This is a genomic window from Flavihumibacter rivuli, assembly GCF_018595685.2.
GTDB classification, from domain to species: Bacteria; Bacteroidota; Bacteroidia; order Chitinophagales; family Chitinophagaceae; genus Flavihumibacter; species Flavihumibacter rivuli.
In genome coordinates, this window is sequence record NZ_CP092334.1 from 3,306,645 (window position 1) to 3,320,551 (window position 13,907).

Consider the following 13,907-nt stretch of genomic DNA (forward strand, 5'->3'; position numbering starts at 1 on the left):
TTTGTATTGTTCCATTTTACCCAAATGATCTTTAGAAAGCCTCAGAGAATACTTATTTTATTCTTATTAATTGATGCAACCTTTATTCAAGCGCAAATAGTTAAGCGTGCTGAAGTTTTGGTGATCGGTGGCGGAACCGGTGGTACTGCTGCAGGCATCCAGGCTGCCCGCCTGAAAGTAAAGACCCTAGTGGTGGAGCCCCTTCCCTGGCTTGGTGGGATGTTGACGGCTGCCGGGGTATCGGCAACCGATGGTAACCACCGCCTGCCTTCCGGATTGTGGCAGGAGTTTCGCCAAAAACTATACGCCCATTATGGGAGCCCAAAGGCACTGGAAACCGGCTGGGTCAGCAATACCCAGTTTGAACCATATGTAGGCGACAGCATTTGGAAAGTAATGGTGGCTGCAGAGAAGGAGTACCTCAATGTTTTGCAGGGCTGGCGATTTGAAAAGGTGATCCCCGGATCGGGTGGTTTGCTGAAAGGGGCCCAGTTTGTAAACGACAAGGGCAAGCGACTCCAGGTGGAGGCTACCATTATAATTGATGCAACCGAGTTGGGTGATGTGCTGGCGAATGCCGGTATGGACTATGACCTGGGCATGGAAGCCGGATCCTTTACCGGCGAGAAGGTAGGGGTAACCCAATCCAATTCCATCGTTCAGGACCTTACCTATGTGGCTATCCTGAAGGACTACGGACCTGCTGCCGACTGCACCATCGTAAAGCCTGCAGGCTATGACCCGGCTGAATTCGATGGGGCCTGCACTGACTATTACCTCAACAAATCCCTCCCCAAACCATCCGCAGATGCGGCAAAGCTGCTGGATTATGGTAAGCTCCCCAATGGAAAATACATGCTGAACTGGCCCAACAGGGGCAATGATACTTATCTCAATATTGTGGAGATGGAACCTGCCCAAAGGGAAAGGGAACTGGAGAAGGCCAAGGCTACCACCCTAAGGTTTGTGTATTTCATCCAGACACAGTTAGGTTATAAGAACCTTGGACTGGCCCATGATGAGTTTCCAAGTCCTGATCGACTGGCCCTGATGCCTTACCACCGGGAAGGAAGAAGGGTGAAGGGGAAGATCAGGCTGACCATCAACCATATTGCCGATCCCTACGACAATGGAACAGCGCTTTACCGGACAGGTATCTCGGTGGGTGATTACCCGATCGACCATCACCATAAGAAAAACCTTGATGCTCCCCAGCACCTTGAGTTCTATCCCATTCCATCCTATAGTGTACCCTTAGGGGCCATGCTGCCAAGGCAGGGGGGCAACCTGATCGTTGCGGAAAAAGGGATCAGTGTCAGTAATGTCGTAAATGGGACTACCCGCTTACAGCCGGTTGTACTCCTTACCGGGCAGGCCGCGGGGGTGCTGGCCGCACTGGCCATCCGGTCCCATAAACTTCCTGAGGGGATCAGCGTTCGCGCAGTGCAGGAACAACTGCTGAATGCCGGTGCTTTCCTGCTGCCCTTCATTGATGTGACTCCGGCTCATCCGCATTTTGCAGCCATCCAGCGCATAGGTGTTACCGGTATATTGCAAGGGAAGGGGGTGCCCTATAAATGGGCCAACCAGACCTGGTTCTATCCCGATTCCACCATTGCGGCCAACCAGTTCTACAAAGACCTGGAGGCATTTGATCCAGCGGTAAAAGGGAAATCCGGGGCTGGCGAACTGACCATCGATGCGGCCATGGAAACCGTTTATGAGATGAGGAATCGTTTGTCTAGTTGGGCTAAACCCGGGGACCTGCACCTGAAAAGCCTGAATTCTTTCAAGGCCTCGGTGGGTAAAGCCTGGTCCGAATGGAAGTTGACCAACTTCTCCCCAACTCGTGCCATTACGAGGGCCGAGCTGGCAGTACTGCTGGATCGCGTGGTCAACCCCTTTGCCGCCAAACAAGTGGATCATGAAGGGAACTTTGTGACCAGCCAATGATGTCAGGCAAGACAAATTTTACCCAAAGGCCTTAGCCAATTGGTTGAGGTCATCAAGGGTGTGATGGGCCGATACCACTATCCTGTTCAGCGGCAAGGGCGATGTGGGATAGGTAAAATGGGTGATGATTATATGGTGTTGCAATAACTTTTGGTAACTATCCGCATCATGCGGGTAGAATGCCGGGTAATCACTAGCTGCTGTGAGGTTGTTGTATCCTTTTAGTAATTCGTAGAGATATCGGGTGTTTGATTGAAGCCTTTCATGTTGTTGTTGGTAAATAGCGCCTGCCTCTGCAATGGTCTGCACGAATGCCGGTTGCATACCTGCACCGGACACGAAGCCATCGAGCTTCCTCATTGAAGTGATAAAATCCCCGTCTGCTGCGATGACCCCGCCGGTCAGTCCCATGGCCTTGCCCAATGAGCTGACCATGATCTTTCGGGAGATATTGGGATAACTAATACCTGAAAGTATGCCCCCTCCATTCTTTCCCAGGATGCCAAGTGTATGCGATTCATCTACCACCAATGTAACCTGCTTGGCTGGTGAGATCTTTTCAAGGTCATTGAGTTCAACGGCTTTCACACTAAAAGAGGGAACGGCATCGGTGAGGATAACGATCTTCTCCTTCTGTTCATTCAATAAGGAAGGATTGATCTGACCATCAGTATAGAATGGCTCACTGTTGGCGGCCCAGATGGCAGGGTGGTGACCCGGCAGGTAAAAAAATCGGTTACTCTCAACCGTTAGTGCTTCTATGGCCAGTTTTCCTGCCAGCATGCCGGAGGATACGGTTAGCGCCATTTCCGTTCCGGTTAATTTGGCCAGAAAGGCTTCCCCTTCCGCATATGCACTTAACCGGATATTGGCATTCCGGGAACTTCCATAAGCAGTACCCCATTTGCGGATATTGTTGATCACCAGTTCCTGGAATTCGGGAAGTCCTGGTAATCCCAAATAGGCTGTGCCCCCAAAATAGAGCCATTCCTTGCCACCTGAAAGGAGTGTGCGGCCTGGTAACGCATTAACCTGAAACATTGCTGGGTATTGATTCACTAATAATTCGCCTAAGCTATTGATTAATTGGTGGAGATAAGGAATTCAAGATTTCCACCTTGCATAATATCAGCATGACGGATGGAAAGCGAAGGGAGTTCCCTGCCATTAAAGCGTACTGATTGGATGCCTGTCTTCCTACGGTCCTTGGCCTTCTTTACCCGGATAGTTAATGTTTTTCCATTGGGCAGAAATATATCAGCCGAGTTCACCAGGGGATAGCCAAATACATATTCCCCTGAGGCCGGGTTCAGTGGATACATACCCAGGCTGGTCCAAACCAGCCAGGCACTCATCTGGCCGCAGTCATCATTACCGCTTAAGCCGTCAGGTCCGCTCTTGTACATACTATCCACTACTATCCTGATCTTCTCCGCGGCCTTTTCGGGATGACCAAGTTTCGTATACAGGTAAATGATATGGTGGCTGGGTTCATTGCCATGCGCATATTGGCCGATCAGTCCGCTTACATCTGCGGACACATTCTCCCCATGTAATTCAGAGCTGCTGCTGAACAGCTCATCCAGTTTCTTAACAAGTTTTTCCTTGCCACCATACAATACGGCAAGGCCTTCCACATCATGGGGAACAAAGAAGCTATGTTGCCAGGCCGTTCCTTCTATATACTGGCCTTCAAATCCGTGTTCTGAAAGCAGCGGATCGAAAGGTTCGATGAATTTACCCAGGCTGTCCTTTCCGCGCATGAAACCGCTTGCAGGGTCGAACAGGTTCTTGTAGCTTCCCGCCCTCTTCATGAAGTATTCGTAATCGGCCTGCTTCCCGATTTTCTTCGCAACCTGGGCAATGCACCAGTCGTCGAATGCGTATTCCAGGGTTATGGTCACACTCCATCCATGTTTGTCCTGCGGCAAGTAGCCATACCTGATGTATGCTGGTGTCCCCCGCTGCTGCTGGTGGGCACTCTTGTACATCGCCTCATAAGCAAGGTTCACATCAAAGCCCCCGATGCCTTTCAGGATGGCATCCGCCAGTACCGGTAAGGCGTGGTAGCCGGTCATGGTATTGGTTTCCCAACTGCTCAAGTCCCAAACGGGCAACAGCCCATTGTCCTGGTAAAAGGAAAGCATGCTGTTGACCAGGTCGGGCAGCCTTTCTGTTTGGGTGATGGTGAACAGGGGATTCAATGCCCGGAAAGTATCCCAGAGGGAAAATACCGTATACTTATCCCCTTTTGGTTGTTTTTTAATGAGGCCATTACTGTTATGGTAACGGCCATCCCTATCCGAATAAAGATTCGGAGCCATGCAAGTGCGGTACAAGGCTGTATAGAACCTGGTGGCGAAGTCCTTATTATCGGTATTGATCCTGATCTTTTCCAGTTCCTTTTCCCACCTTCCCTCAGCCGCCTTAACGGTCTCTTCAAATCCTGCTGTAACGGCCTGCAATTCCGCCAATGCCGCTTCGGTGCCTACACTGCTAAGTGCTACCCTGCATTCCAATGGCTGGCCCTGGGTATTGAATTGTAACAAGGATTTCACCTGGTTGCCGGTGGAGAATTTCCCTTCCTGCCCACTGGCCATCAGGATACGATGGGAACTGATAGAACGGGAGAACCGCGCAGCAAAATAGACCTTCTGGTTTTTGGCCCAACCGGTGGAATAACGGTAACCTATAAGCGTACAGTCATCAAGCAGTTGCAACCCGCCCATGGTGGCGCTGTCCCAGTTGATGGCAAAACCCATATCGAAGCGCAACCATCCTTCCTGACCGGGGAACTGGTAGCGGTGATAGCCGATCCTGTCTGTAGCGGTCAGGGAAGCCTTCACGCCATTGTCGAGCTTCACTTCATAATAGCCGGGTGAGGCTTTTTCATTGGCATGGCTAAAAGGAACCAGGATCTTTTTGGAATGGATGGATGCCGTATCAGTGAGCGGAAGTACCGATATGTCACACCAATCGCCGATGCCTGTGCCGCTCAGGTGGGTATGGCTGAAGCCGGCAATGGTGTGGGAACTATAATGGTAGCCGGAGCACCAATCCCAGCCCTGGTCCCCATTATCAGGGCTCAATTGTACCATGCCAAATGGAACAGTTGCCCCGGGGAAAACATGGCCATGGCCTCCCGTGCCCAGGAAGGGATCTACAAAGGATACCAGTTTTTGGGCATCGGCACCCGCTACAAGGAAAATATGGGCTATTGCCAGGATGATCTTTTTCATAGCTTGATTCTGCTGATCGGTGATTACTTGTAAAGATGGTTACTATTTGGTTAAAATGCTTCCCATTCCTGCAAGTAGCTTGCAAAGGAAATCCTCACATTAGCACCTATGATTAACTTCATCCCAAAATATTCTCACTCGCCTATGAAATTTTTCTTCCTGCTGGCCTTATCCATTCTTGCGATCGCAGGTGCCTGTACCGAAAGACCCTCTTCCGGAACCTTGTCAGGTCGGATGGTGAAGGTGGCCGACGGGGACACTTTTACCCTGCTCACCGAAAGCAAGGACCAATTCAGGATAAGGTTGAATGGCATTGATGCGCCCGAAAAAGGACAGGACTTCTACAGGGTAGCCAAAGACAGGCTTTCCCGGTTGTTAGCCGGAAGAACAGTAAGGATCAAATCAAATGGCAAGGATAAGTATGGCCGCATCATCGCTGATGTGTACCTGGAAGATAACAGGTGGGTGAATCTTGATTTGGTGAATAATGGCCTGGCCTGGCATTTTAAGAAGTACTCCGCCAATAGCCAGCTTCACGCTGCTGAACAGGCGGCAAGATCAGCGAGGATCGGCATTTGGAGCCAGCCCAATCCTATTGCACCATGGGAATTCAGGTCCAGGAAAAAGCTAAACCAATAGACCATTCACATATTAATGTGAATCAGGATGAACGGTATTTTTGATCGGCAAACCAGTATTTTCTTTGCGGCATGAAAAAGATCCTTTTTCGATCCCTGGCTGCGGGTTTCCTTTTGTTTGCAGGCTCCGGGCTCCATGCCCAGGACAGCAGCCGGGTATCCACTGCCTTAAGTGCCAGCATGTGGCAATCGGGTGATACAGCGAATGCCGTACAACATAAACTGCTACCACCTGACCAGGAGGGGGTACAGGAACTGCAAATGCAATTCAGGCCTTCCAGTAAACCCAATGAGGAATGGGTGGTGGTCATTCGTTTGTTGAACTTGAAACAGAACCTGAAGAAGGGTGAGGTCAAGCAGATGAACCTGTTCAAACCCATCATTCCGGACCGTGGCGAGTGGGAACAGGATGGTCCTGGTTCACTGAAGAATGAGGTCAACACTACAAAGGACATCATCAAGATCCTGAAGATCGCCAATAAGGCCCATTTCGATATCAGGGTGGTGTTAAGGACACCCGACGGGGAAGAGGTATGGAAGCCTTCGGATGCTAACCTCGAAATCGTTGATGTGGACGAAAACGCAGGAACCTTATTGGTCAGGTGGAGTTTTGATGCGAAGAAGCGGGAGTCGAGGAAGAAGCGAACGGATTATGACAGATTGCGCTGTGGTGGGGTGGTGGCCGCCTGGAAATATGTTCCCTTCTTAAAAGAAGCCAACCGACTGAGCATTATCGCAAATTAACCCGGCTATCCGTAAGGATCTGGCAAGGCGTTCCATAAAAAAAGTGGCTATCAAGCGATAGCCACTTTTTATTGCTTAAGGTCTTACTGTATTGGTGTGTAGTCCTTGAACAGCTTGACCGGGGTGCTTTCTACCAGCTTGCGGTAGTCCTTCCACTTGCTGTCGAAGAACTGGTTGATCTTCACCACCGCCTCGTTGATTTTGGTCTCGGCATTGGCCACCAGCTGCTCCTCATGGGGACCAGGCTTCAATCCCTTTGCGCCAATATACATATTGGCCTGCTGCAGGGTGCTCATGGTTGTGGGTGGTTGCTGCGGGCGACCATAACCCTGGCGTTCGATGGTCTTGCCATTGATGAATTCGCGGATGGCCTTGATCTCATCCTGCATTTTCTTTCCTGCAGTACGAAGGGTATCTGCTTCCTTACCGGTGATATCCTTCAACTGGGCTTCCAGTTTTTTGGTGATATCTTCTGCTTCGGTCAGGCGGTCCATGCCTTCGGTCAGCTTATCGCTGCTCTTGCGCAGGCGATCACGCAATTGAGCCTGGGCAATGCGAACCTCGTTGCGGTTACCGAAACGGGGATCATCATTCACGCTGAGCAGGGTGCTATCTGCAGCATTGCCCAGGGTAACTACCACTTTGTAGTTGCCGGGCAGCACTTGTTCACCACCAGGCTCGGGTGCCCCTGCCTTGGGTTTGGGTGAACCGGGCCTGCGAACACCCTTCTCTTCCATGCCCCAGTAATTGCGGTTATAGCCACTGTCCACTTTCCATTTCAGGTTGCGGATCAGTTCGTTCTTGTCATTATAGATCTTCACGCCTACGCTATCGGCCTTCTTTTTAGAAAGGCTGTCCAACTTTGAAGGATCAACAAAGAAGGAAACAGGTGCGCCGGGTTTGCGGTTCTCTGCATCCCAGATCCCCCAGGTGCTCCATTCATAGCCGGGGGCGTTGCGGTAAGAAGCCTGGTAGGCTTTGGGCGATTCGAAGACCTTAATCGCCTTGCCGGGTGCCACGCCTTTGTTGGCGGCCAGATCGCGCAAGGGGCGGATATCATCCAGGATCCAGATGGCGCGGCCAAAAGTGGCGATCGCCAGGTCGGCTTCGCGCTCCTGGATGGCCATATCGTAAGTAGAAACGGATGGATAGCCGTTCTTCCACTGCTGGAAGCTAACGCCATTGTCCATGCTTACCCAAAGTCCTTGTTCGGTACCTACAAAGATCAGGTTGGGCTGTGTGGGGTCCTGGATCATGCAGAGCGCATAACCCACCACCTTCTTCTCATCCACCATCCTGGTCCAGGTCTTGCCATAATCAGTAGTGCGGAAGATATAAGGCTTGAAATCACCCCTGCGGTAATCGTTCACGGTAACGAAGGCTTCGCCGGCATTATGGCGGGATGCCTGGATCTGCGGTATCCAGGCGCCAATTGGCATACCGGGGATCTTGCCACGGAAATTGGTCCAGGTCTTTCCGCCGTCGCGGGTCAGCTGTACATTGCCATCATCGGTACCAACCCAGATCACCCCTTTCTCTTTGGCAGAAGGCGCGATGGTAAGGATGGTACAATGGTTCTCGGCACCGGTGATATCGAGGCTAAGGCCACCATTCTTGCTCTGGTCGATCTTGGAAGAATCGTTGGTGGTGAGGTCGCCGGAGATCAGTTCCCAGCTCACCCCTTTATTGGTGCTCTTGTGCAGGTACTGGCTGCCGTAGTAAATGGTGTTCTTGTCAAAAGGATCCTGGGCCATGGCTGCGTTCCAGTTGAAACGGAACTGAACATTCAGGTCGGCGGGTGCAGGACGGATGAACCACTGCTCGCCGGTCTTGATATTGTAGCGGCCTACGAAGCCACCCTGGCTTTCGGCATATACCCAGTTGGCGTCATCGGGATCGGGCATGGCATCGAAGCCATCACCACCCCAGAGGCTCTCCCAGTAATAGTTCTTGATGCCGCCGCTGATCCAGGTATAAGCGGGTCCGCGCCAGCTACCATTATCCTGCATGCCTCCCATTACGTTGTAAGGCATTTCATTATCTACATTGATATGGTAGAACTGGCCCACCGGCAGCTTCTCATCGAACATCCAGTTCTTGCCCATATCGCGGGTGATACCGATACCGCCATCATTACCGTCGATGATGAACTTGTTATCCTTTGGATGGATCCAGAAGGCGTGGTGGTCGGGGTGGATACCATTATAGGGGATCACTACCCTGAAATCCTTGCCACCATCCTCGCTCACGGCGATCATCTGGTAGATCAGCCATAGCCTGTTTTCGTTCTGCGGGTCCACTGCGATCTCCTGGAAGTAGAAGGGGCGGTTGGTCACCCATTCCGGCTTATCGTTCACGAGTTTCCAGTTGTAACCGCCGTCTTCGCTCTTGTAGAGGCCGTTCTTGGTGGCTTCCACCAGTGCGTATACCACATTGGGGTTGCTGCGGGAAATGGCCAGGCCGATACGGCCGTAGTCGCCAGAAGGCAGACCGTTCTCCTTGCCCAGTTTCTTCCAGTTCTTACCACCGTCGATGGTCATGTACAGGCCGCTGCCCTTACCTCCGGAGCTGAAACTCCAGGGGGTACGGCGGTGCTGCCACATGCCGGCGAAGAGCTTATTGGGGTTGGAGGGGTCCATGATCATGTCCGCCACACCGGAAGTGTCGTTGGTGTAGAGGATCTTGTTCCAGGTCTGGCCGCCGTCTGTTGTTTTGAACACACCGCGTTCGGGATGTTCGGCGTAAGGGTTACCGATGGCCCCGGCATATACCGTATTGGGGTTAGTGGGGTCGATGATCACGCGATGGATATTGCGGGTCTTTTCGAGTCCCATGCGTTGCCAGGTCTTGCCGGCATCCAGGCTTTTGTAGATACCCTCGCCGATATTGATGGAGTTGCGGGGGTTGCCCTCACCGGTACCCACCCAAACGATGTTGGGGTTGCTTTGCTGGATGGCGATGGAACCGATGTTCAGGATGGGCTGGTCATCGAAGAGGGATTTCCATTCGGTGCCACCATTTTCGGTCTTCCATACGCCACCGGAGGCGGCGCCTAAATAGATGATGTTGGGATTGTCGACCACCGCGTCGATGGCGGTGATGCGGCCGCTCATACCGGCGGGGCCGATATTACGGGGCTTCCAGTTTTTGAACTGATCGAGCTTAACCTGCTGGGCCTCTACGGCAATAGCCGATAAGGCCAGCAACGAGCCTGCCAGGAGAGTGGTTCTCATGAGTGTCATGTTCAGGAAAGTTTTAAGAAGGGAAATTAAGCCATTCGGCGCATAGCCATTGGGGTTTGTGATGAGAGGCGGAAAAGTAAGCTGGTTTGGGGGAAGGGGCTGAATTGAGTGTAAGAGTTGGCTTCGCCAATCCAATTTTTCATTTCTAACGCACCTCGCCCGCCGAAGCAAAGCGAAGGAGGGAACACATCACCACATCCCTACACCTCGCCCGCCGCAGCCTTAGCGTAGGCGGGTCTTCCCCACCAGCGTCAGCTGTTAAAGGATCCTGCTGCCTTCTTCAAACAAAATCCCCTACCTTAGTGTTGAAACAACAAAAATGAAAATTATGAGAAAACTGAACACCATCCTGGCTGCTGCGGGATTATTCCTGGCCACGGCTGCATCTGCCCAAACCAAATGGAAGCTGGACAAGGCCCACTCCAATGTACGTTTTTCCGTTACACACATGGTAGTTTCCGAGACCGAGGGAACCTTCAAGATCTGGGACGGAACGGTAGAGCATACCAAGCCCGACTTCTCCGATGCCAAGGTTGTGTTCTCCGTTGACGTGAACTCCATTAACACAGAAAACGAAAACCGTGACAAGCACCTGAAGAGCGATGATTTCTTCAATGCCGAGAAATTCCCTACCATTAAGTTTGAAAGCACTTCCATGCAGCCCCTCGGCAATAACAAATACAAACTGAACGGTAACCTCACCATCCGCGACGTTACCAAGCCTGTTTCCTTTGATGTTACCTATGGCGGTACCATCAATGGCCAACGCGGTAAGAAAGCCGGCTTCAAGGCCACCACTACCATCAACCGCTTTGACTACAACCTGAAGTGGGATCGCGCCACCGAGACCGGTAGCCTGGTAGTAAGCAAAGAAGTGGAAGTGACCATCAAGGTGGAACTGGACGAAGTGAAATAATGCCCTCCCAATAGTGTGAAATTTTTCCAATAGCCGCTCCAACGGGAGTGGCTATTTTTTACCCGGAAAACCCTGTAAGATGCCTACAGGTCCTGCTGCTCCAGAATTTTCCATCTGCCCCTTTCCGCTATTCCCGCCTCCTTATCTTTGCTGCCCTTATGGCAGTATCCAACGTCCAGACCAAAATAGCCTTGTTCCTTAAGCCTGCCCGGATCGACCAGCGCTGGTCGCCCCTGCAGGTCTTCCATATCATCAAATCGAACCGGGGGATCGAGTATGCGCAGGAGCCGATGACCGAGGAGTCGGTGGACAAACATTTCCGCCAGCAACCGAAGGAATGGAGGGAATTGCTCATTCGCCTGGGCGACCCTGCCCTGGCCTTGCTGGTTCAGGAGATCACCCGGACCCATGCCAAACAGAAGGCCGGCACTTCCTTACATGCCTATATCGAAAGGTCCTTTGTCCGTCAACTGCAGCAACTGTTGCAACAGGCGCTGCCCCTTGCCCGGGAACTGCCGATCTACCATCGTTCCGTCAATCCCAAAACGGGTAACCACCTTACAGAACCCTGTGTCCTCTCACCTAATCAGCCGAAGCTATCTTTTAAAGTGGGAAGGAATGAGGAAGGGTCCCTTGGGTTAGAAACCTTTGTGCAACTGGATGGTGAAACCACTCCTTTGGAAGCTTTCATCCTTCATACCCTATTCCTGCAGCGGGGGAAGGAATATTACCTTTTGAGCTACCTGGACCACCAGACCCTAAGGTGGCTGGAGGCGAATAACCCGGATGATTATGCGAAAGACCCGGTGGCCTTCTCCGAACATGTGGTCAGTAAACTGCAGACCGATTACCCGGTTGAAGTGTCCGGTCTCCTTAATAAGCAGGAAGTGAAGGTGCCGCCGGTGAACGCGGTATACCTGAGTGAGATCAGCGGCAACTTCCTGATGCTGACACCTCGTTACAACTACGACGGCTTCTGGGTGGAAGGCCCCTGGCAAATGATCCAGGAGTTCAACCGCAATGGCGAAACCTATGTGGTGTATCGCGATAAGGAAGCTGAGCAAGGCTTCCATGACTTTTTGCAAGGGCTGCACCCGACTTTCGGAAGGCAGTTGAATGGGTATTTCTACCTGCCCTTTTCCGAGGCCAAGAAGAAGCATTGGTTCCTGAAAGTATACCACCAATTGCTGGCGGATAATGTGGAGCTGATCGGCATGGAAATGCTGCAGCAGTTCCGTTATTCCCCCTATCCGGTACAAACCGAATTGCGCATAAGCAAGACCGTTGACAGCATCATGCACCTGCACATGAAGGTGGGTTTTGGCAAAGAGGAAGTGCAGTTGAATGAACTGCAGAAGCTGTTATTGGCCGGCCAGCGTAGCCTCTTGCTGAAGGACCATTCCATTGCCATCCTCGATGATAAATGGATGGCCCAATACAGTGCCATCCTCAAGCACGGTAAGATCAGCAAGAACGAGGTGGTGATCCCCCAGTGGATCCTGTTGGGCATCGACCTTGAGGAGAATGAAGCGAGTACCCGTCCGGCCATCAGCCAGGAATGGTGGAACCGCTGGACCAAATGGCAGGAAGAAGATCACACTGTAATCAGTTTGCCTGCTACTATCAAAGCTACCCTTCGTCCCTACCAGCAAAAAGGGTTTGAGTGGATGTGCCTGTTGGCGGAGATCGATGCGGGCGCCTGCCTCGCAGATGATATGGGTTTGGGTAAGACCCTGCAGACCATTTGCTTCCTGGCCTACCTGAATGAAAGGGAGGCCAATGGCAAGTATATGATCGTGTGCCCGGCGAGCCTGATCCATAACTGGCGGAAAGAACTGGAAAAATTCGCGCCCCATCTGAAAGCGTCTGTTTACCATAGTACCCAGCGCAATATGGAGCAGTTCTTCAAGGAAGATGCCCAGGTGCTGATCACCAGCTATGGAACCATGCGCAGTGATATTGAACAACTGCAATTGGTGCAATGGGCTGCCGTAGTGCTGGATGAGAGCCATACGATCAAGAACCCATCGGCGCAGATCACCCGGGCGGTTTACCAATTGAAAGCAAAAGCAAGGGTTGCCCTGAGCGGAACGCCCGTGATGAACAATACTTTTGATCTCTATGCCCAGCTGCAGTTCCTGGTGCCGGGGCTGTTCGGCGGACAGGAGTTCTTCCGGAAAGTATATGCCCACCCGATCGACCGGGAACACGATGAGGAAAAGATCAGGGCATTGCAGAAGATGACCGCACCCTTCATCCTGCGGCGTACCAAGAAACAGGTGGCTACAGACCTGCCGCCCAAGACAGAATCCGTGCTCTGGTGTGAGATGGGGGTTGAGCAGAAAGCATTATATGAAGAGGTAAAAGGCCAGATCCGCGACAGCCTGTTCCTGAATATCAAGAATGACGGACTGGGCAAGAGCAAACTGTCTATCCTCCAGGGGATGCAGAAGCTGCGCCAGATCTGTGCCGCGCCGCAATTACTGGGTGAGGCGGGCTACCAGCAATCACCGGCCGTGAAGATCGAAGTATTGCTGGATGAACTGCAACATAACCTCCGCAACAATAAGGTGCTGGTATTTTCGCAGTTCAAAGGCATGTTGCAAATGATCGGGGACGCTTGTAAGCGTTCAGGCATCAAATTTTACCATTTCGATGGGGATACACCACCGGCGAAGCGTTCGGAGATGGTGGCGCAATTCCAGGAAGAAGGCAATGAGGTAATGGTCTTCCTGATCAGCCTGAAAGCAGGCAATACGGGTCTAACGCTCACGGCTGCCGATTATGTATTCCTGGTGGATCCCTGGTGGAATACCGCAGTGCAGCAGCAGGCCATTGACCGGGCTTACCGTATCGGACAAACGAAGAATGTATTTGCTTACCAGATGATCTGTAAGGATAGTATAGAAGAGAAGATCATTGAACTGCAACAGCGCAAGCGGATGTTGTCGGATGCTTTGGTGACGGAGGATGATTCCTTCGTGAAGGAACTGAGTGAAGAGGATCTGAGGTATTTGTTCGAGTAAGGATTTATTCATCGGGGTCCCTTTCGTGAGCTACCGTGTACCCACATCTTCACCTCATCAGGGTCCCCTGCGGGAGACCCTGCTGGGGTGAAGAAATATCATCACTACCACTTCAGCGGGGTCTCCTGAAAGGGGCCCCGATGCATTCG

Annotated in this window: 8 protein-coding genes; 5 read left to right on the top strand and 3 right to left on the bottom strand. The window is 51.9% G+C overall.

Annotated elements, in window-relative coordinates; genetic code table 11:
* Positions 1-24 precede the first annotated feature (24 nt).
* The gene (locus KJS94_RS14100; protein ID WP_214448120.1) at positions 25-1,953 is read left to right on the top strand and encodes an FAD-dependent oxidoreductase; all 1,929 of its coding nucleotides are present in this window, start codon (positions 25-27) and stop codon (positions 1,951-1,953) included.
* Between the two features lie 18 nt (positions 1,954-1,971).
* Here the strand turns inward: KJS94_RS14100 and KJS94_RS14105 are convergent, their stop codons facing one another.
* Together KJS94_RS14105 and KJS94_RS14110 are read right to left on the bottom strand one after the other, a co-directional pair.
* On the bottom strand, positions 1,972-2,994 hold the full coding sequence (locus tag KJS94_RS14105; protein ID WP_214448121.1) for an aminotransferase class I/II-fold pyridoxal phosphate-dependent enzyme: 1,023 nt from the start codon (positions 2,992-2,994) through the stop codon (positions 1,972-1,974).
* Between the two features lie 41 nt (positions 2,995-3,035).
* Positions 3,036-5,192, bottom strand: a complete 2,157-nt coding sequence (locus KJS94_RS14110) for a GH92 family glycosyl hydrolase (protein WP_214448122.1) — start codon at positions 5,190-5,192, stop codon at positions 3,036-3,038.
* 144 nt (positions 5,193-5,336) lie between these two features.
* Between KJS94_RS14110 and KJS94_RS14115 the strand changes: the two genes are divergently transcribed.
* Complete coding sequence (locus KJS94_RS14115; protein ID WP_214448123.1) at positions 5,337-5,831, top strand: thermonuclease family protein; 495 nt, start codon at positions 5,337-5,339, stop codon at positions 5,829-5,831.
* Positions 5,832-5,902: 71 nt separating this feature from the next.
* Positions 5,903-6,574: a hypothetical protein gene (locus tag KJS94_RS14120; protein WP_214448124.1), complete on the top strand. Its 672-nt coding sequence runs from the start codon at positions 5,903-5,905 to the stop codon at positions 6,572-6,574.
* A gap of 83 nt (positions 6,575-6,657) precedes the next feature.
* On the opposite strand, the gene KJS94_RS14125 is transcribed toward KJS94_RS14120, so the two are convergent.
* Entirely contained in the window at positions 6,658-9,807 is a 3,150-nt protein-coding gene (locus KJS94_RS14125; RefSeq protein WP_214448125.1) for a VPS10 domain-containing protein, read from the bottom strand.
* A gap of 337 nt (positions 9,808-10,144) precedes the next feature.
* Between KJS94_RS14125 and KJS94_RS14130 the strand changes: the two genes are divergently transcribed.
* The gene (locus KJS94_RS14130; RefSeq protein WP_239804179.1) at positions 10,145-10,732 is read left to right on the top strand and encodes a YceI family protein; all 588 of its coding nucleotides are present in this window, start codon (positions 10,145-10,147) and stop codon (positions 10,730-10,732) included.
* Between the two features lie 158 nt (positions 10,733-10,890).
* Positions 10,891-13,758, top strand: a complete 2,868-nt coding sequence (locus KJS94_RS14135) for a DEAD/DEAH box helicase (protein ID WP_214448127.1) — start codon at positions 10,891-10,893, stop codon at positions 13,756-13,758.
* The last annotated feature ends 149 nt before the right edge of the window (positions 13,759-13,907 follow it).